Source organism: Natrarchaeobius oligotrophus, assembly GCF_003841465.1.
GTDB classification, from domain to species: Archaea; Halobacteriota; Halobacteria; order Halobacteriales; family Natrialbaceae; genus Natrarchaeobius; species Natrarchaeobius oligotrophus.
In genome coordinates this window covers 12,935-32,517 of sequence record NZ_REFZ01000015.1, presented here as the reverse complement: position 1 = coordinate 32,517, position 19,583 = coordinate 12,935, and the positions used below count along the sequence as shown (strand labels likewise).

At 66.8% G+C, this 19,583-nt stretch carries 17 protein-coding genes; 12 read left to right on the top strand and 5 right to left on the bottom strand.

Annotated features, from left to right (window positions below; genetic code table 11):
• Window positions 1–85: 85 nt before the first annotated feature.
• From EA472_RS17180 to EA472_RS17170, 3 genes are all read left to right on the top strand, one after another.
• The gene (locus EA472_RS17180; protein WP_124192742.1) at window positions 86–1,585 is read left to right on the top strand and encodes a DEAD/DEAH box helicase; all 1,500 of its coding nucleotides are present in this window, start codon (window positions 86–88) and stop codon (window positions 1,583–1,585) included.
• A 103-nt stretch (window positions 1,586–1,688) separates the two neighbouring features.
• On the top strand, window positions 1,689–3,278 hold the full coding sequence (locus EA472_RS17175; protein WP_124192741.1) for a DUF790 family protein: 1,590 nt from the start codon (window positions 1,689–1,691) through the stop codon (window positions 3,276–3,278).
• A 155-nt stretch (window positions 3,279–3,433) separates the two neighbouring features.
• The gene (locus EA472_RS17170) at window positions 3,434–4,297 is read left to right on the top strand and encodes an alpha/beta fold hydrolase (protein ID WP_124192740.1); all 864 of its coding nucleotides are present in this window, start codon (window positions 3,434–3,436) and stop codon (window positions 4,295–4,297) included.
• Window positions 4,298–4,373: 76 nt separating this feature from the next.
• Here the strand turns inward: EA472_RS17170 and EA472_RS17165 are convergent, their stop codons facing one another.
• Window positions 4,374–4,898, bottom strand: a complete 525-nt coding sequence (locus EA472_RS17165; RefSeq protein ID WP_124192739.1) for a DUF7122 family protein — start codon at window positions 4,896–4,898, stop codon at window positions 4,374–4,376.
• Window positions 4,895–5,806 carry an RsmB/NOP family class I SAM-dependent RNA methyltransferase gene (locus tag EA472_RS17160; protein WP_124192738.1) on the bottom strand — a complete coding sequence of 304 codons (912 nt, stop codon included), beginning with the start codon at window positions 5,804–5,806 and terminating at the stop codon, window positions 4,895–4,897. The genes EA472_RS17165 and EA472_RS17160 overlap by 4 nt, the downstream gene beginning before the upstream one ends.
• Window positions 5,807–5,949: 143 nt before the next feature.
• Between EA472_RS17160 and EA472_RS17155 the strand changes: the two genes are divergently transcribed.
• The 7 genes from EA472_RS17155 to EA472_RS17125 all read left to right on the top strand — a co-directional run bounded on the left by EA472_RS17155 (window position 5,950) and on the right by EA472_RS17125 (window position 11,358).
• Window positions 5,950–6,651 (top strand): hypothetical protein, encoded by a 702-nt coding sequence (locus tag EA472_RS17155; RefSeq protein ID WP_124192737.1) that lies wholly within the window; start codon window positions 5,950–5,952, stop codon window positions 6,649–6,651.
• A 68-nt stretch (window positions 6,652–6,719) separates the two neighbouring features.
• Window positions 6,720–7,469, top strand: a complete 750-nt coding sequence (locus tag EA472_RS17150; protein ID WP_124192736.1) for a proteasome assembly chaperone family protein — start codon at window positions 6,720–6,722, stop codon at window positions 7,467–7,469.
• Window positions 7,470–7,629: 160 nt separating this feature from the next.
• Entirely contained in the window at window positions 7,630–9,006 is a 1,377-nt protein-coding gene (locus EA472_RS17145) for a geranylgeranyl reductase family protein (RefSeq protein WP_124192735.1), read from the top strand.
• Between the two features lie 77 nt (window positions 9,007–9,083).
• Complete coding sequence (locus tag EA472_RS17140) at window positions 9,084–9,926, top strand: aldo/keto reductase (RefSeq protein ID WP_124192734.1); 843 nt, start codon at window positions 9,084–9,086, stop codon at window positions 9,924–9,926.
• A 105-nt stretch (window positions 9,927–10,031) separates the two neighbouring features.
• Complete coding sequence (locus EA472_RS17135; RefSeq protein WP_124192733.1) at window positions 10,032–10,784, top strand: hypothetical protein; 753 nt, start codon at window positions 10,032–10,034, stop codon at window positions 10,782–10,784.
• An 87-nt stretch (window positions 10,785–10,871) separates the two neighbouring features.
• Window positions 10,872–11,063, top strand: a complete 192-nt coding sequence (locus EA472_RS17130; RefSeq protein ID WP_124192732.1) for a DUF7333 family protein — start codon at window positions 10,872–10,874, stop codon at window positions 11,061–11,063.
• Window positions 11,064–11,151: 88 nt separating this feature from the next.
• Window positions 11,152–11,358 (top strand): hypothetical protein, encoded by a 207-nt coding sequence (locus EA472_RS17125; RefSeq protein ID WP_124192731.1) that lies wholly within the window; start codon window positions 11,152–11,154, stop codon window positions 11,356–11,358.
• 135 nt (window positions 11,359–11,493) lie between these two features.
• On the opposite strand, the gene EA472_RS17120 is transcribed toward EA472_RS17125, so the two are convergent.
• The gene (locus tag EA472_RS17120; RefSeq protein ID WP_124192730.1) at window positions 11,494–12,465 is read right to left on the bottom strand and encodes a phosphoadenosine phosphosulfate reductase family protein; all 972 of its coding nucleotides are present in this window, start codon (window positions 12,463–12,465) and stop codon (window positions 11,494–11,496) included.
• 122 nt (window positions 12,466–12,587) lie between these two features.
• Window positions 12,588–13,697: a non-hydrolyzing UDP-N-acetylglucosamine 2-epimerase gene (gene wecB / locus EA472_RS17115; protein ID WP_124192729.1), complete on the bottom strand. Its 1,110-nt coding sequence runs from the start codon at window positions 13,695–13,697 to the stop codon at window positions 12,588–12,590.
• A 755-nt stretch (window positions 13,698–14,452) separates the two neighbouring features.
• On the opposite strand from wecB, the gene EA472_RS17110 reads away from it, so the two are divergent.
• Together EA472_RS17110 and EA472_RS17105 are read left to right on the top strand one after the other, a co-directional pair.
• Window positions 14,453–15,019 carry a (2Fe-2S)-binding protein gene (locus EA472_RS17110; RefSeq protein ID WP_124192728.1) on the top strand — a complete coding sequence of 189 codons (567 nt, stop codon included), beginning with the start codon at window positions 14,453–14,455 and terminating at the stop codon, window positions 15,017–15,019.
• A gap of 2 nt (window positions 15,020–15,021) precedes the next feature.
• A complete protein-coding gene (locus EA472_RS17105; protein ID WP_124192727.1) occupies window positions 15,022–17,328 on the top strand; it encodes a xanthine dehydrogenase family protein molybdopterin-binding subunit in 2,307 nt (768 codons plus the stop codon).
• A 317-nt stretch (window positions 17,329–17,645) separates the two neighbouring features.
• Here EA472_RS17105 and EA472_RS17100 read toward each other — a convergent pair whose 3' ends face one another.
• On the bottom strand, window positions 17,646–19,418 hold the full coding sequence (locus tag EA472_RS17100; RefSeq protein ID WP_124192726.1) for a helix-hairpin-helix domain-containing protein: 1,773 nt from the start codon (window positions 19,416–19,418) through the stop codon (window positions 17,646–17,648).
• Window positions 19,419–19,583: the final 165 nt, after the last annotated feature.

Sequence of the window (19,583 nt, the reverse complement as noted above, 5' to 3'; positions counted from 1 at the left end):
AGTCGTGCATACAAGTCCGATCGACGTCCATTCGGTCAGCACGAATCCCGACAGTGTATTGATCGTTCGCCCCCGACCGACGCACGTGACGAGGACTCGCCAGGACGGGACGATCGAGCTCCGATACGAGGACGGAACGATCCGAATCGACGGACTCGAGACCGGTTCGAATCTCGAGCGGCGGCTCCGCGAGTCGCTGTCGGACCTCGAGGCTGATCCTCGCTCCGACTGCGTGCGCGTTCCGGCCGTCCGCTACTCCACACTCCGGCGGTCGGTCGACGACGCCGACGTCGCGGTCGACGACCGGGTGCGCTCGTACGATCCGGCGTCGATCCCGGAACTCCGATCTACGTACGAACTCCGACCGTACCAGCGACAGGCGCTCTCCGCGTGGCTCGAGGAGGGTGCCCCGGCGGATGCCGACCGCGCGGGCGAGGGAAATCGAACGGACGACCCGGCGTCCGCCCCCAGAGGCGTCCTCGAGTTGCCGACCGGCAGCGGCAAGACGATCATCGCGCTCGAGGCGATCGCGCGGCTCAACGTACCGACGCTCGTCGTGGTACCGACGATCGACCTCCTCGAGCAGTGGACTCGCGAACTCGACGCGGAGTTCGGACGCGACGGCTCGGGCGTTCGTCGGGCGACCGGATCGTCCGCGGGCGTTCCGATCGGCCGCTTCGGCGGCGGCGAACAGCGTCTCGAGCCGATCACCGTCTCGACGTACGACTCGGCGTACCTGAAGGCGGACTCGGTCGGCGACCGGTTCGGTCTGGTCGTCTTCGACGAGGTGCACCACCTCGGCGGCGAGGGGTACCGCGAGATCGCGCGCCTGCTCGCTGCGCCAGCGAGACTGGGACTGACGGCCACGTTCGAACGGCCCGACGACGCCCACGAGGTGATCGCGGAGCTCGTCGGTCCGGTCGTCTACCGCGTCGACGCCGACGAGCTCGCCGGCGAACACCTCGCACCGTACGACGTCAAACGCCTCGAGGTGAGGCTGACGCCCGACGAGCGCGAGGCATACGAGCGAAATCAGGAGACGTTCGCGAACTACCTGGCGCGGTCGAACGTCCGGATGCAAAGTGGCTCGGACTACCAGGAGCTCGTCAAGCGATCCGGCACCGATCCCGAGGCGCGGGAAGCGCTGCTCGCGCGCCAGCGCGCCCGCGAGGTAATGCTCGGGAGCGAGGCCAAACTCGAGGCGCTCGAGGGGATCCTCGACGACCACCGCGGGGAGCGGACGATCGTCTTCACGGCGCACAACGACCTCGCGTACGACGTCGGCGAGCGCTTTCTGATCCCGACGATCACCCACCAGACGGGAGCCGCGGAGCGCAGTGAACTTCTCGAGCGGTTCCGCGAGGGCACCTACACCCGGATCGCGACGTCGAACGTGCTGGACGAGGGCGTGGACGTCCCGGACGCGTCGGTCGCGGTCGTCCTCTCGGGCAGCGCCAGCGAGCGGGAGTTCACGCAGCGACTGGGCCGAATCCTGCGGCCGAAATCGGACGGAAGCCGTGCGCTGCTGTACGAGGTAATCAGCAGCGAAACCGGAGAGGAGCGCGTCTCACAGCGCCGACGATGAACACCCTCGGATCGCACGGTTCGAGACGCGTTGCGTCTCGTCGGTCGAAACCCGGGCAGTCGTCCGCACGACTTTTGATTTTCGGGCCTCGAGAGGCGGACGAATGCTGACGAAGGACCTGCTTCGCGTCTCGCGAGCCGGCGGCGGCTACCACCCGCGGTTCGCCGGCCGCGAACACCGCCCGCTCGCGGCCCGCGTGATCGGAACCTACCAGGGCCACGTCGGACACCCGCGCGGGGAGCTCGACGACGCCCTGGCCGACCTCGAGCGCGAACCCGCCCGCGACCCGGCCGGCGGTACCGGACGGGACCCGGCGCCGGACGAGTTCAAGCTGGTCCGGGGGTTCGCAGCGTTGCTCGAACGCGACGCGACGTTCGAGACAGACGCCGCGGTCGATCCGGAACGCGCCAGGCGGGCCGCGTTCGAGGCGGCCGAGGCCGTCGGCGTCGTTTCCGAGGACGAACGGGCGATGGCGCTCGTCCGCGCCGGCGAGTCGCTCGGCCTCTCGGCCGACGAACTCGAGCGATCGCTGTACGCCGACCTCGACGAGCGACGGGTCCTGACCGAGGCCGACCCTCGATGGGATCCCGACGAGTTGATCGATCAGTACAACCTCTCGCTTGCACAGACCGCACTGTTCGACGCGACCGAACTCCGCGTCCGCTCGAGCGATCCGAAGGGGCTCGTGTCGGCGATCAAGCGATTGCGGCTGATGTACGAGATTCGACGGACCGGCGAGGACCGAGCGGCGGAAGACGCGGCGGAGGGAGAGGGCATCGTGAGCACCCGCGAAGTCGTCGTCACCGGCCCCACGCACCTCTTTCGAGCCACGCGGCGGTACGGGACTCGATTCGCCCGCCTCCTGCGGACCGTCGCCGGCGCGGAGGCGTGGCGGCTCGAGGCGGCGATCGACGACCGCGGGACCGAACGCTCCCTCGAGCTCTGTCACGACGACCCGATCCGAGTTCCGGACGCGGAACCGATCGCGGGCGTCAGCTTCGACAGCGGGGTCGAAGCCGATTTCGCGGCCAGATTTTCCGCCCTCGACCTCGAGTGGAACCTCGTGCGCGAACCCGAGCCGCTGGCGACGGGAACCCGCGTGATGATCCCCGATTTCGCCTTCGAGTACGAACACGGTGGCTTTCGGGTCTACTTCGAGATCATGGGCTTCTGGACGCCGGAGTACGTCGAGAAGAAGCTCCGACAGCTCGAGGAACTCGAGGACGTCGAGCTGGTGGTCGCCGTCGACGAGTCCCTCGGGGCGGGCGAAGAGATCGCCGCCCGGGACTTTCGGGCGATCCCGTACTCCGGCACCGTCCGCCTCAAGGACGTTGCCGACGTCCTGCGGGAGTACGAACGCCAGCTCGTCGCCGAGAGCGCCGCCTCCCTCCCTGAGGAGCTGGTTCCCGACGAGGAGGCCATCTCGCTCGAGGACGTCGCCGACCGACGCGGCGTCAGCGTCGACGCGCTGGCCGACGTGGCGTTTCCCGAACACGAACTCGTCGGCCGAACGCTGGTCCGCCCGTCCGTCCTCGAGGCGCTCGCCGACGAGATCGAGGCGGGAACGGATCTCGCGGACGCCGAGCGTGCGCTCGAGGTGTACGGCATCGCCGACGCGAGTGCGGTGCTCTCGCGGCTCGGCTACCGCGTCGAGTGGGACGGGCTGGCCGGCGGAACGATCCTCGAGCGGTGAGTTCGCTCCGGACCGATGCCGTCGGTTCGGACCGACCAATCGATGGCGTCCACCGGTCCGATCGACCAGAATCCGACGAAGAAGACGACCGCCGTCGAAGCCGGCCAGCGCGGGTCCAACCATTTTCGTCGAGGGTGTGGAAGGCGGCAGGCGTAATGCTCACTCCAATTCGTTCCGAGACGGGACGGCTGGCTGGCGCGTACCCCTACGTCCGGGTCGGAGACGGACCGAAGACGCTGCTGGTGGTTCCCGGGATCGGCGACGCGATGTTCGACGGCGAGTACGGTCGGATCGGGGCGCTCGCGGCCCGCGCGTCGTTCCGGCGATTCCTCGACGAGTACACCGTCTGGGTCGTGAGCCGGCCGCGCGGGCTCGGCGACGGCCGATCGGTCACGTCGATGGCGCGGGACTACGCCCGCGTCCTCGAGGCCCACGTCGGTCCGGCGGCGGTGCTCGGCGTTTCGATGGGCGGCCTGATCGGCCAGGAACTGGCCAGATTGCGACCCGACCTCGTCGAGCGCCTCGTCGTCGCCGTCTCGGGCTGTCGGCTCGCGGCCGCCGCGAGACCGACCATCCGCTCGCTCCGGACGAAAGCGATCGAACGCGAGTGGGTCGAGATTCGATCGCAACTGCTCGAGCGGATGCACACCGGAACGCGCCGACGGCTCTACCCGACGCTGTCGCGAACGGTCGGCAGGCTGCGACCGCCGACGCCCGCCGATCCGCGCGACGTCGTCGTTTCGTTCGACGCCGTCCTCGAGTACGACGGGACGGACGGTCTCGACGAAATCGAAACTCGAACGCTCGTCGTCGGCGGCGACGACGATCCGTTCTTCCCCGAATCGATCCTCAGAGAGACCCACGCTGGTCTCCCCGACGCGCAGCTCGCGATGTTCCGGAACGCCCGCCACGGCGCGTACCTCGAGCGAAAGGAGGCGTTCGACAACTGGGTGCGGCGGTTTCTCGACGGCGAGGCGGCTCGAGTACACGAATCCGGTGCCCGAAGCGATCCGTTCTGAGTTTCGCGCGGTTTCCACGTGAGAAGCCGCGACGACAGCGATTCATCGTCGGGGCTGGTGTAGCGTTCCCGTCGCCTCACAACACCCGCTGCCGTCCTTTCGGAACCATCGAGCGCAGTTCGCCGTGGACGTACAGTCCCACGCCGATCGGCTCGAGGTCGCCGGCCAGTTCGTGGGCGACGACGAGGTATCCCCAGTCGCCGTCCCACTCGAGTTCCTGGTCCTCGCCGGCGACGAACCGTCGCGCGGCCTCGGGTTCGAGTTCGATCACGCACTCGCTCGCGTGACGGCCGAAGCGCTGGACGAAATCGGTCGTCGGTTTCCAGTGTTCCTGGCGCGTGCGCAGGCAGGTCATGCCGATGGCTTCGATCTCGACCGGCGAGGACGCCTCGCCGGCGTAGATCCAGATCTTCCCCGCTCCCTTCTCCCAGAACGTGTAGTCGTCGAACGTCTCGGGCGAAATCCCGAACCGGTCCCCGAAGTACTCGAGGACCTCGCGTCGGCTGGCGCGTCCCTCGACGGTTCGCTCGGCCGCCGTCGTCGGCAATCGATCGAATCGCTGGCCATCGTTTTGCGTTCCGCCCGCTTCGTCGTCGGTCATTCGGCGGTCACCTCGAGTTTCGCGACGAAGAAGCCGCCGGTGTCGTTGTGGTGGGGATAGATGCGCGCGGCCCGCTCGAGCGTCGGGTCGAACGTCTCGCCGTTCCACTCCCGGAGGCCGGGCGCGTACTCGAGGTCGAGATCGAAGTCGACGACGCGACAGGGCTCGTTCTCGATGGCGTGCTGGACGACGGCTTCGTTCTCCTCCGGCGCGAACGTACAGGTCGAGTAGACGACGGTGCCGCCCTCGCGCGTCGTCTGTATCGCCCGACGGAGGATGCCCTTCTGGATGCCGGCGACCGAGTGGAGGTGACCTTCGGACCAGTCGTCGAGCGCGTCGGGATTCTTCCGGATCGTCCCCTCGCAGGAACAGGGAGCGTCGACGAGCGTGCGATCGAACGCGTCGAACGGAAACGGCTTCAGCGAGTAGTTTCTGGCGTCGGCGTTCGTCACCGCGAGGCTCGTCGCCCCCAGCCGTTCGGCGTTGAACCGCAGCGCGGAGATGCGACCGAGGTTGTTGTCGTTTGCCACGACGGTTCCCCGGTCGTCCATCAGCGCCGCGATCTGCGTCGCCTTCCCGCCGGGTGCGCCACAGCAGTCCCACACCCGCTCGCCCGGCTGGGGATCGAGGACGATCGGCGGCACGGCCGAGACCTCCTCCTGTCCGTGGGTAAAGCCGTGGACGGACGACCACGTCGATCCCGGCGAGTCCGTCTCGAGGCGCAACACGCGCGGGTTCCACGACGCCCGTTCGAATTCGACCCCTTCGTCCTCGAGCGCGGCCGTCGCCCGCTCGACGGACGCCTTGATCGTGTTCACCCGAACCGCGTTTCCGAGCGGTCGCTCGCACGCCGCGAGAAACGACTCGAACTCGTCGACGATCGGCCGATACCGCTCGAGTGGCTCCATTGGATAGCGCTTGCCGGCCACGGCGCTTGTGGGTTTCGAAGCGCGGTGGTGGATCACGCAGGTGATCGTCAGATAGCCAGTTGTGGAGTATATTGAATGAAATAGTACAGCAATGTATATGTATACACAGTAATTGAGAGTGTATGGCAAATTCGACGGCGTACGAAGTCACCGACTGTGCCATCGTCGGGCGAACGTTCGAGGAGTACGTCGCGATGTTCGACCTCGAGCCGGCCGAACTCGAGGGGAAACGGATACTCGACTGTCCGTCCGGGGTCGCGTCGTTCGTCGTTACAGCGACCGAGCGCGGGATCGACGCCGTCGGTGCCGACGTGGTGTACCGCGTCCCGCCGGGCGAACTGGCGCGTCGCTGTCGAACCGATCGCGAGGCCGCCGTCGAACAGCTCCGCGAGAAACGCGACCTGTTCGAGTGGTCGTTTTACGGGTCCCCCGCAAAGCGGGATCGATATCTCAGACGCGCGTCGGAGCGATTCGTTACGGATTACGTGAGCGCTGCTAGTTCAGGACGGTACGTCGCCGCCGCCCTCCCGTCGCTCCCGTTCGCCACGGACTCGGTCTCGGTCGTTCTCTCGTCGCACCTCCTGTTTCTGTACGACGATCGCTTCGATCGCGAGTTTCACCTCGATTCACTGCGCGAACTCGCACGGGTCGCAACCGACGAAGTGCGGGTGTATCCGCTACAGGCGTTCGACGGGACGCAATCCCGTCATCTCGACGGCGTCGTCGAGGTCCTCGAAGACGAGGGGTACGGCGTGAGCGTTACGGCGACGCCGTTCGAGTTCCTCTCTGGTTCGACGGAGATGCTTCTCGTCGAGCCGGCGTAGCGACGGAAACCACCCAGGGGGAGCGTCGAGCCCTCGATTTTATGGTTTCTCCGCGACTCATCTCCCGTATGGCACAGATCCGCGTGCAGGGTCCGGAGGCCGACCTCGAGGAGCCGACGATCGTCGAGGGGTTTCCGGGCGTCGGACTGGTTGGAAAGATCGCGACCGACCACCTCGTCAGCGAACTCGACATGCGCTATTACGCGAGCGTCCACTGCGAGGGGTTGCCCCGGATCGGCGTCTACCGGGGCGGCGATCGAACCGCCCGCCCGCCGGTTCGAATCTACGTTAACGAGGAGGACGATCTGCTCGCCCTGCAGAGCGACGCGCCGGTCAGCGCCCGCGCCGTCGAGGAGGTCGCCGGCTGCGTCACCAGCTGGATCGTCGACCGGGAGGCGACGCCGATCTACCTGAGCGGACTCCCGAGCGAGCGCGAGGACGACCGCCCCGGTCTGTACGGGATCGCGACCGGCGACGCCGGCGACCGCCTCGAGGAGCACGGCGTGGACGTCCCGCCCGAGGACGGCGTCGTCACCGGTCCGACGGGAGCGCTGATCAACCGCGCCGCACAGATCGACTACGCCAGCATGGGACTCGTCGTCGAGTGCAGCCCCCAGTTCCCCGATCCCGAGGCCGCGAGCGTCCTGCTCGAGGGCGGCGTCGCGCCGATCGCGGACCTCTCGGTCGACGTGAGCGAACTCGTCGAGCGAGCCGAGGAGATCCGCCACAAGCGCGAGCAACTCGCCCAGCAGATGCAGGCGATGGGCCAGGACGAGAGCACGCAGGCCCAGCCCCAGCCGCTGCGGATGTACCAGTAGTCAGACGGATCGTCGTACCGATTTGCCGGCGGGAGCACAGGCGACTCGAGTACCGTCGGCCCGCGCCGACAATCGCCGCACGACGCTTTTCGTCGGTCCGTCGGCGTCAGAACAACTCCCGCGTATTTTTTATTCTCGAGACCGTTTCGGGGGAACAGAGATGACTACGGGCACCGAGTCCTACGATATGGTCGTCGTCGGCGGCGGAACGGCCGGCTGTTTCGCCGCGGCGACGGCGGCTCGGGACGGGCTCGACGTCGTCCTCCTCGAGCGAAAGTCCGCCGAAGAGGCGGGTCACATCGCTTGCGGGGACGGAATCAAGGGAAAGAGCACGTTTCCCGACGTCGTCGACCGCGACCGTCTCAAGGAAGAATCGTTCACCAACCGCGAGATCAGCCGCGGCATCTTCGAGAATCCGCGGTCGGGGGAGTCGCTCGAGATCCCGTTCGGCGAGACCGGCGCGGTCGTGGACCGGCTCGCCTACGGACAGGTGTTGCTCGACGAGACCGACCGCGCCGGAGCCGAGATCCACTACGACACGGTCGTCAACGACGTCGTCCAGCCAAACGGAACGGTGACGGGCGTCACCGCGGTTCGCGACGGCGAGGCCCTCGAGTACGAGGCGGAGGTCGTCGTCGACGGCGCGGGCTCGCTGTCGGTGCTCCAGGACAAGACCGACTTCGCGTCGTCGTCGTTCGACACGAACGTGGACTACTCGCAGTTCTGCTCGGCCTACCGGGAGGTGATCGAGCTTCCGGAGCCGGTCGAGTGGGACGACGCCCTCGTCTTCAAGCCGACGGCGGAGCTTGGCTACCTCTGGTACTTCCCGCGCTCGTCGACGGAGATCAATGCGGGGCTGGGCTTTCAGATGTGCCAGGAACCGATGGAGCTGGTCGACACCCTCAAAGAAGACATCGCCAACAGAGCGGAGTTCGCGGGCGCGACGGTCAAGAACAAACTCGGCGCGGCGCTGCCGACCCGGCGGCCGTACGACTCGGCGGTCCACCCGGGGTACGTCGCGGTCGGCGACGCGGCGGGCCACGTCAATCCCTGCACGGGCGGCGGCATCCCCGGCGCGGCGAAGGCCGGCCACTGGGCCGCCAGGGTCGCCGCGGAGGCGATCGGCGACGGCGACGTGAGCGAGGCGGCGCTGTGGGAGTACAACCGGCGCGTCCAGACCGACTTCGGCAAGCGCTTCGCGGCGATGGACTGCTACAACATCTTCGGGACGGCCCACGACCTTGACGAACTTGTCGCCGTCATCACGGCGCTTCCCGGCCAGCAGCTCGTCGACGCGATCGGCAAGAAGGGAACCGCCGACATGAGCCTCGGGCTCAAGCTGAAGACGCTCGTGAAGACGTTCGGCCACTGGGACGTCCTCTACGAGCTCTACCGCGTCCAGCGGGCCGCCGCCTCCCTCAAGGACGTCTACGACGACTATCCCGACGACCCGGCGGAGTTCGCCGCGTGGCGCGACGATCGCGACGCCGTCCTCGAGGGCGTCTACGAGATCACCGGGGCAGATCCCAAGTACTGACGCCGGTTCCCGCGCTTTCGATTCCGTCGTCGAGCCCGACCCGAATTCATTTTTTCTCGCCCGTCCTCGGGTGAGACATGGAAAGAGACGACGTCGACGCGGCCCCGCCGCAAACGCCGACGACCGGGAACGGCCTCCCGGTGCTCGGCCTCGGAACCTACCGCAACACCGACCCGGCGCAGTGCGCAGAAAGCGTTCGGACGGCCCTCGAACGGGGCTATCGACACGTCGACACCGCCCAGCTGTACGACAACGAGCGGGCGGTCGGCGAGGGGATCGCCCGGGCCGACGTCGACCGCGAAGACGTGTATCTGGCGACCAAGGTGTGGTACACCAACCTGGCGTCCGACGACGTCGTCGAGACGACCCGCGAGAGCCTCGAGCGGCTGGGCGTCGAGTACGTCGACCTGCTGTACGTCCACTGGCCCACGGAGACGTACGACGCCGAGGAAACGCTGGCCGCCTACTCACAGCTGTACGACGACGGGATCGTCGACGCCGTTGGCGTGAGCAACTTCACGCCCGAGTTACTCGAGGAGGCGATCGACGTCTGCGACGCGCCGATCGTCGCGAACCAAGTCGAACTCCACCCGCTGCTTCAACAGCCGGAGCTTCGGAAAGCCTGCGAGCGTCACGGCGTCGACGTCGTCGCGTACGCACCGATCGCACGGGGAACGGTGTTCGACCGGCCGGTGCTGAGCGAGATCGCGGCCGCACGCGACGTCACGGAGGCGCAGGTCAGCCTCGCCTGGCTGCGTCAGTCGGGCGTCGTCGCGATCCCGAAAGCGACCGGGAAAGCCCACATCCGAGAGAACCTCGAGTCGCTCTCGCTCGAACTCGAGCCCGACGAGATCGAGCGGATCGACGCGATCGAAACGGAAGAGCGGATCGTCGATCCGGAGTTCGGCCCCTGGAACTGACCGCGACGCTGCTGTCGCGTCGGCCGTTCGCACGCCGCTTCGGGATCTGTCGACCGAGAAGAAAGAGAAGGAAAGTTTACGGTTCACCGGCAGTTTGGCTTGCGTATGTCGACCCGCACTCGGAGGGGCGGCGGTGGTGGGATCGTCGGCGCGATCAGGGCCGACCTCGAGCGGTTACACGGCGCGTGGATGGAACTCGTCTTTCCGCGCCAGCGTGGCCGCGGCCACTCCGTCATGGGCAAGTGGAAACCGGAGTCGCTTCCGCAGAAGATCGGCTACCACGGCTGGAGCGTCCTCGGCACGATCGGCTTGCTCGTTCTCTACCCCCTTACCGTTCTGGGCTTTGCGACCCGCTACTACGCGGTGAAACTCGACTCGACGCGAACCCGTCTCGGCATCGTCGGCGTGACCGGCGTCGCCATCGTCGCGTGGGGGACGCTGACCGTTATCGCACACTTGCGGTTGCCGTTCGACGCCTTCCTCGCGGTCGCCGCCGCGAGCGGGGTCGGCATCGTCTCGGCGGCGCTCGCGGCGGGCTTTTCGAAGGTCGGCGGCCGTCTCACGTCGGTGCTGTTCGCCTATCCGTTCGCGATGACGGCGATCTTCCTCCCGCCGGTCGTCGCCGCGCTCGTGACCCCGACGCTACAGCCCTACGTGCTCGATCCCAGCTACGACTTCGCCGTCTGGATCCTCGATACGATCCTCCACGTCGGCGGCCTCAACGAGTGGCTCCGGGCGAACTTCACGCTCGAGGGGGCGGCGTACGCGGCGATGTGGGTCGGCATTTCCTTCCCGCTCGGCTGGTTCCTCGGGATTCCGATCGCGCTCGCCGATCTCGTTCGACCGTCGAGCGACTGATCCGAACCTCGTTTTCGCACCGGCGTTAGTCCGGGACGATTTTCCGGTTTCCGACGGTACTCGGTCGCGCGCGCCCTACCGTCATGCATGGAGTTCGACCTCGCGAAAACGGTTGTGGCGTTCGCACTGGTCGTCGCGCTCGGAGCCGCGGCGATGCTCGCGACCCCGATGATGGCGACCGACACCGTACTGATGATGGTCGTTCCGTCGATGATCGTCTTTGGGGCGATCGCGCTCGTCATCGGAGTCAAACACGGCGAATACCGCGCGGAGCGCTGAGCCGCCGGGAACGAGCTGCAGGTGTCCTCGGGCGGACCGTATCCGGACCGATAGCAATCGTTAGGTCGGTCCGCGAAAATTACCGCTCATGGCTCGAGCCGACTCGGACGACGAGGTCAACCTGCTCGACAGTCCGACATTTCGATACGGGATCGCCGCCTCGACGACGGCGATCCTGCTCGCCGTGGCGTTCTGGCAGTTCGACGGGACCGCCCGGTGGATCGTCGTCGCCCTTGCGCTGGTGAACGCCGTGATCGTTCCGCGGCGACTCGCGGCCGCCGCGAAGCAGGGCTGACTCGAGGGCCGGCGAGATCGACGGACGAAGAGTGTCGATCGGAACGGAGCGAGCCGCGGGACCACTCGCGGATCGGTCGAAATCGGTTCCGCGCGAGAGAACGGTCGTCGATCGACGCACACTACGCCGCGGGCCTCACATGTAGCCGAGGTCGCGCAGGCGCTCCATCAGATCCTCTTTGTCCTGGGCGCGGCCCGCGCGTTCGGTCGTCTCCTCGAGGTCCTGGAGCCAGGCCGGGTCCTCGTCGCTCTTTTCGGTGCTGATCTCGCTGCCGAGCGAGCGAAAGCCGGCGAAGTACTTGGGCGAGACGGGGATGTCGTCCTGCTCGAGGTCGTTCGGCAGGTCGTCGTCGCTCTGGGGGACGTAGCCGTCGTCGGGGAACTCGGCGACGGTGTCGGGGACGACGAAGTTCCAGAACGCCTCCCAGACGGCGGCCTCGTCGAACTGGAGGATCGGCTGTACGCGGTCGTGTGGCGGGTAGATGTCCGGATCGTGTCGCGGGGAGAAGAACGTCTCGTCCGCGCGGGCCTCCTGTTCGTCCCAGCGGACGCCGGAGATGACGCCGTCGACGTCGTACTCCTCGAGCGCGTCGTTGAGCGCGACGGTCTTCAGCAGGTGGTTGCCCGCGTAGGTGTCGAGCAGGAACGGGAACGTCTCCTCGTCGTACTCGAGGATGTTCTCGACGTGGTGTTGGTTGTGTTCCGAGAGGTCGGAAACGGGGACGTCGTCGCCCGGCTCGAGGTCGTTCTCCTCGACGTACTCGCCGATGTCCTCGTTGCGGGCGTAGATGACCTCGAGATCCCACTCGTCGGCCCAGCGGTCGACGAAGTCGTGAATCGCGTCGAAGTGCTGGTAGTGGTCGATGAAGATCGCGGGCGGCACCTCGAGGTCGTACTGCTCGGCGACCTCTTTGACGAAGTAGAGCACGAGCGTCGAGTCCTTCCCGCCGGTCCACATGACCGCCGGATTCTCGTACTCCTCGAGGCCCTGTCGAGTGACCTCGATCGCCTGCTCGATCTTGTCGTTGATGTGCGGGTAATCCGCGGGGTCTTCGCCGTCTCCGTCCTCGTAGTCGACGTCGACGTAGTCGGGGAAGTTCGTCGTCATCGTAGTGTAATTAGATATAATTAGCACGGTTAAACGCTTTGGGAGACCGGAAACCTCTGACGGAAGCTACGACGGCGGACCCGTCCCTGGCGGGAGCGGGGAGCGAACCGCGACGAACCCGCTCAGTCGAGCGCCGGCGCTTCGATCCGGCGCTCCGGATCGTCGACCGAGAGGTGCTCCTGCAGTCGTCGGACGATCCGCCGGCCGGCCGCACCGTCCCCGTAGGGGTGCGGACTCGAGGTGGGCTCCCAGTCGTCGCGGAGTCCGTCCCGGATCGAGTCCGCGTTCGGCCCCACGAGTCGGTTCCAGCCGCAGTCTACCGTCTCGGTCCACTCCGTCTCCTCCCTGAGCGTGAGACAGCGGGTGCCGAGGAAAAACGCCTCCTTCTGGACGCCGCCGGAGTCGGTCGCGACCCGCTCGGCCCCATCGAGCAGCCGCACGAAGTCGAGGTAGCCCTGCGGTTCGATCACCTCGAGTTCCTCGGTCGCGCGCCGCCAGAGATCGAACTCCCGGAGGCGAGACACCGTCCGCGGGTGCGCGGGAACGACGACCGGCATCGGCGCGGCCGACAACCCGTCGAGAATCGAGACGAGATTCGACCGCTCGTCGGTGTTGCTCGCCCGGTGAACCGTCGCCAGGACGAACGCCCCCTCGTCGACGTCGAGTTCCTCGAGGATCGTCGATCGACGGCGCGAGCGCTCCCGAGCGTCGAGGATCGCGTCGTACATCACGTCGCCGGTCCAGTGGACGCCCTCGGTGATCCCCTCCTCGGCGAGGTTGGTCACCGCGGCCCGACTCGGCGCGAAACAGAGGTCGGAGGCGTGATCGGTCAGCACTCGGTTTACCTCCTCGGGCATCTCCCAGTTCGCGCTGCGCAGGCCGGCTTCGACGTGGGCGACGGTCAGGTCGCGCTTCGAGCCGACGATCGCTCCCGCGAGCGTCGAGTTCGTATCGCCGTAGAGCAAGATCGCGTCGGGATCGGTCTCCTCGACGACGGGCTCGAGCGCCGCGATCATCTTCGCCGTCTGTCGTCCGTGCGTGTCCGACTCGACCCCGAGATTGTACTCCGGCTCCGGAATGTCGAGTTCCTCGAAGAAGACGTCCGAGAGCTCCTCGTCGTAGTGCTGGCCGGTGTGGACCAGAACCTCCTCGCCGACCTCGCGAAGCTTTCGGGAGATGACCGCCGCCTTGACGAACTGCGGGCGGGCTCCCACGACCGAACACACGCGCATCAGCTCACCTCCGGACCGTCCGGTTCCTCGTTCGGGCGGTCGCTGACGCGTTCGTCGGCTCGGCCGGCGACCCCACCGGCCGTGCGATCGGAGGGCGACCGAGTCCTCGGCGGCCCGAAAGAGAAGCGTCGTACGCGGATCACCTCGGAAATCATGGCAGTCTCCCCTTCTAGAACGCATCATTTCGTTATCGTGGCGCTACCCTCCAGAAGCCCCTCGCTGCGATTTTCGGTCGGAGGCGGTCGACTCCCGCTGCGTGATCGAGGCTCCGAGTACGGTCAGCGAAACCGCAGTCGGCACTCGAGTACTCGAGTCGCGATCGCTCGAGCCGGACGCAAGGCGTCGGTTACGACGTCGAAGACGATCGCTACCGACGGACGGTTCGGGCTCGAGAGCGTTCCTAAGCCATTACTTCGAAGTTCGAAGTAATTGAAACGGCCGGATCGAGTACGGGCGATCCCCGAATCGGACTCCACCGCATCACGCGGACTACTGTAAGTCGTTGCCGGTGGGACCGCGATCCGTCTGCGGACCCACCGGTAAATCGTTACGATAGACCGTCTCAGGCCACGCACCACGACGAGAGCAAACGTGACCGGGTGCGACGATCGGTCGACGACCATCGTTCCGCGCGGGAAGCCGTCCGTACTAGTGACAGTCACCACGATTCCCGAAAACCGATAAGAGCACAAGAGTGGTCGTACGGTTCGCCACCTCCGACCGGTCGTCCGGTTTCGTGGTGGTCCACCCGAGACATGAGCACGAACGAGAACGATCCTTTCAGTATACTGAAAGACGGCGATCGAGGTTTCGAGCGACTAACGACCCAGGAAGAGGGAGACGAAACAGAGGAGGTGGAAGAGACCATCGAGTTCGAACTGAACGGCGAAGACGTAACCTTCGACGGCGATCCGGAGAAGCCGTTGCTGTACGTCCTTCGGAACGACGCGGAGCTGAACGGGCCGAAGTTCGGCTGCGGACTGGCCCAGTGTGGGTCCTGCGACGTGATAGTCGACGGCGAGACAGCAATCTCGTGTGTCGTCACCGTCGACGACGTCGAGGGAAGCGAGGTGACGACGACGCGGGGACTCGGAACCCGCGACGATCCCCACCCGGTGCAGGAGGCGTTCATCGACACGCAGGCCGCCCAGTGCGGCTACTGCATCCACGGAATGGTGATGGAGGCGGTCGTCCTGCTCGAGGACAACCCCGATCCGTCGGACGACGAAATTCGGGACGCCCTCGCGGACAACCTCTGTCGGTGTGGCACTCACCCGGAAATTATGGCCGCAGTTCGCCAGGCGGCGGAGGAGATGAACTGACCATGAGCGACGAGACGCGAATGTCCCGACGACGGTTCGTCCAGAGCAGCGCGCTCGCGGTCGCGTTCTCGCTGGGAACGTCCGCGAAGACGACGGTCGCGACGACCCAGGAGGAGCTTCCGGGAAGTCTCGAGGACAACCCGGAACTCGACTCCTGGATCGTCATCCGCGACGAACGGGTGACGGTGTACACCGGCAAGGTCGAGCTGGGCCAGGGAATCAAGACGTCGCTCGTTCAGATCTCGGCCGACGAACTCGACGTCGACGTCGACCGGATCGACCTGATCACCGCCGAGACCGAACGGACCCCCGACGAGGGGTACACCGCCGGAAGCCAGTCGATGGAGGACAGCGGAACGGCGATCACGTACGCCGCGGCCGAGGTGCGCCAGATTCTGCTCGAGGCCGCCGCGGACGAACTCGACGCCGAAGCGGACCAGCTGTCGGTCGACGACGGGACCGTCACTGACGGCAACGGAAACGAAACCACCTACTGGGAGATCGCAACCGAGGAGGCCCTGGCGGGCGAGGCGTCCGCCGACGTCGAGCCGAAGCCGGCCGACGAGAAGGAGATCGTCGGCGAGGCGATGTCGCGGATCGACGTTCCGGGAAAGGTCCTCGGCGAACCGAGCTACGTCCAGGACCTCCGAGACACCGCTGATGTCCGTGGCGGCGTGACCATTCGGGATCTCCCCGAAGAGGAGATCGACGCACGCGACGAACACGAAGCCCAGGAGCTGTTGCACGGTCGCGTCGTCAGGCCGTCCGGCTACGAGGCCGAACTCGAATCCGTCGACGACGAGGCCGTCCTCGAGATGGAGGGCGTGCGTGAAGTCGTCCGCGACGGCAACTTCCTCGGCGTCGTCGCCGAGACCGAGTGGCAGGCGATCCAGGCGAGAGAGGAGCTGGTCGACGCCGCCGAGTGGTCCGTCGAGGAGACGCTACCCGGGCGGGAGAACCTCTGGGAGCACCTCCGCGAGGACGAGGTCGACGAGACCATCGCCGAGGACGAGGGCAACGCCGAGGACGCGCTCGAGGACGCCGCGGAGACGCTCGAGGCGGAGTACCGCCGACCCTACCAGATGCACGCTTCCATCGGGCCGTCGTGTGCGGTCGCCGAGATCGTCGCCGACGACCAGGAACGGGAGCTCAACGTGTGGACGCACAGCCAGGGCGTCTACCCGCTCCGTGAGGCCCTGATCGAGCTCTTCGAGGACGAGCAGATGGACGACGTTCGTTGTACGCACCTCGAGGGCTCCGGCTGTTACGGCCACAACGGCGCCGACGACGTCGCCGGCGACGCCGCGCTGCTCAGCGACGCGGTCGACGGACAGCCCGTCCGCGTCCAGTGGATGCGCGAGGACGAACACCGCTGGGAACCCTACGGCTCCGCGATGATCATGGAGGTCCAGGGCGGACTGGACGACGACGGGACGATCGTCGGCTGGGACTACGACGTCTGGAGCTACCCGCACTCGACCAGACCGCCCGGCCAACCGCTCCTCGGCGGCCGTCAGCGCGAGAATGGGATCGAACTCCGGGAGAACGACCCGATTCCGCTCCCGACCGGCGGCGGAACGCGTAACTCGATCCCCCTCTACGAGTTCGAGAACACCCGCGTGACACACCACTTCCTGCCGGAGCCCGACGTTCGGGTCTCAGCGCTCCGCGCACTCGGCGGCTACGCCAACGTCTTTGCGCTCGAGTCGTTCGTCGACGAACTCGCCGCGGCAGCCGACGCCGATCCCGTCGAGTTCCGCCTCGATCACCTCGAGGACGAGCGGGGCAGGGAAGTGATCGAGACCGCGGCCGATGCCGCCGACTGGGGCGACCGGGAACTCGACGACGACCAGGGGATGGGCATCGGCTTCGCCCAGTACAAGAACCTGTCCGCGTACTGTGCCGTCGTGGCCGAAGTGACGGTCGACGACGACTCCGGTGAAGTAACCGTCGACCGTGCCGTCGCCGCCGACGACTCGGGAGAGATCGTCAACCCGGACGGGGTCCGCCAGCAGATCTGGGGCGGGATCATCCAGTCCGCGAGTTGGACGCTGTACGAGGACGTCGACTTCGACGAGGAGGGGCCCCTCGACGACGACTGGAGCGACTACCCGATCATGACGTTCCCCGACGTGCCCGAGGTCGAAGTCGAACTCGTCGACCGACCCGGTGAACCCTACCTCGGCACCGGCGAGACCTCCCAAGGGCCGACCGCGGCCGCGATCGCCAACGCCGTCTCCGACGCGGTCGACGCCAGAGTCAGACAGCTCCCGATCACGGCCGAGCGCGTCGAGGACGCGATGGAGTGATCGGAAGCTCCAGGTTTCCCTTTTCGCTCGAGCGCGGACGTGGGACCGAAACAGCGCCAGTAGAAGTGACAAAGCCGTCCGCCGAACCTTCGATCTCCCGTTCGGAATCCGGGTCCGTGACGTCGACGCGATGGAACGGCCCGAACTGAAAGGAACCTGCTTACGGATCAACGAAAACACGTCCGCATCGAACCACGAACGCGAGCGCGCCCTCCCGACTCCGCGAACCGGACGATCAACGACCCCGAGGCGTCTACCGCTCTCCTCGAGAGCGTCGACGGCGGTCAGACGGTCGCACGCGGCGTGACTCGCGTGACTCAGCCGTCGACCCGTTCGATCCAGTCGATCGCCCGTTTTTCGGTGACCTCCGCAGCGTCGGCGACGGTTTCGACGTCGGCGGCTGCGAGGTCGTCGAGGGAGGTTATCCCGGCTTCCTCGAGTCGCGAGCGGTACATCGAGTCGATACCGTCGACGAGTTCGAGTCGAGGTTCCCGGTTCGATCCCCCGTCATCCCCGGATCGATCCCGCACCCGCGTCCGCTCTCGAGGCAGCGCCGATTCGACCGTCGATGCGGTCGCGCTGAGCGGTGCGGACGCAGCCAGTGCCGCGGCCTCGAGAGTTCGACGCTGGACGGTCGCCTGCGTCTCGAGGGCGGAACCGGTCAGCCGAATCGAGCGCCGCTGGATCGCGAGTCCCTGCTCGAACGCGATTCGTTGCGGTTCGAGCATCGCGATTTCGGCACCAGTCGATCGCTCTCGAGTCGCTTTCGCTCTCTCGCTCGCCCCCTCCTGCGCTCCTGCAAGCCTTCCCTCTCGATCGCTCTTGCGCTCCCGGCCTGATCGGGGTTCGACGTCGACCAGTTGGTCGACGACGTATCGTTCGCTCGCCGTACCGGGTCGATGCTCGATCGCGACTGCGGCCCCCGAATCGGCCGACGCTTCCGCGGATGTCGCTTCGGTCTCGGTTTCACCCACCGCCGACGATCGACGCTCGAGGGGATCGCTATCGACGTCCGCCTCGGTCGCGTCGATCGCCCCTTCGAGATCGACACCCGCGTCGACGTGCTCGGCCGCGTCTTCGTCGGCGGGAGTCGCCGGACTCCGATCGGAATCCGCGCCGATTTCGGTGCCCGGCATCTCGTCCGGATCGGTCGCCACGTCCCGACCGAGTTCGTCGGTCAGGTCCGCACCCTCGGATTCCGACTCTCCGCCCGTATCCTCCTCGATCCCGCCGGTTTCCTCGGGGGCCTCGACGTCCGGCCCGGAATCGATCGACGCCGATCGTTCGGTTTCATGGGTTCCCCCGGCCGTCGTCGCTTCGACTCCGACGTCGCTCGCGTCGGCCCCTTCGTCGGAAACCGAACTCGAGTCGACGCGGTGACCGTCGTCCACCCCGTCGGGGCTCTCCTCTCGGACCCCCAGCCGCGTGTCCGCGCCGGCTTCTTCTTCAGTCGGCGACTCCGTTCCCGTCGATCCCGCCATCTCGCTCTCCGTTTCGCCTCCGTCCCGTCTTTCGCCGTCGTCTCGTCCTTCGTCTTCGTCCCGCTGTTCGTCGATCGCCTCGATCAACTCGGGATCGGCGACGCCCGGTCGGTCGCGGTCCGCTCGGTCCGCCTCGTCGACCTCGCTCGGCTCCTCTCCGACGGGCGGAATCTCGGTTTCTCCGGTCGCCTCCGCGTCCGTCGGTTCGACGCGCCGCCCCGATCCGGCTTCGAACCGACCGTCGGCATCCGTCTCGCCGGTCTCGAGTGACTCCGGCGTCGAATCCGTGGCCGTCTCCGTCGACGACGGGCGGTCCGTCGTCGGTGCGGATTCGGATTCGACCCCGTCGGCGAACTCGGGTCGATCGGGCGGCTCGGTCTCGAGGACGAGTACGCCTTCGGAAGCCTCGACGACGGCGTCTTCGTGGATCACGATCGCGTCTTCGCGCGCCCGTTTCCAGCCGAGCCTCGCCCTGATCGAATCCAGCACGCCGGGACTGGGTCGGACGAGTACGGCGTCGTCTTCGATCGAGGCGACGGTTCCGATGAGCTCGCCAGCGGTGCTCTCGACGGGTTTATCGACGTCGTCGTCGGTGAATCGTGGACTCATTGTTGTCGTCGGACCTACCGCCCCAACGCAGCAAGCGTGTGGTGCCTGCAGTTTCGAGCACGCTCGAGATCGGCTCCGGCGGGACTCGAGACGTGCGTGACTACCACCTGTCGAACCTCAACACGCCGTCACCGGGTGAGCGCCGGAGGGTCGACGGTCGAAACG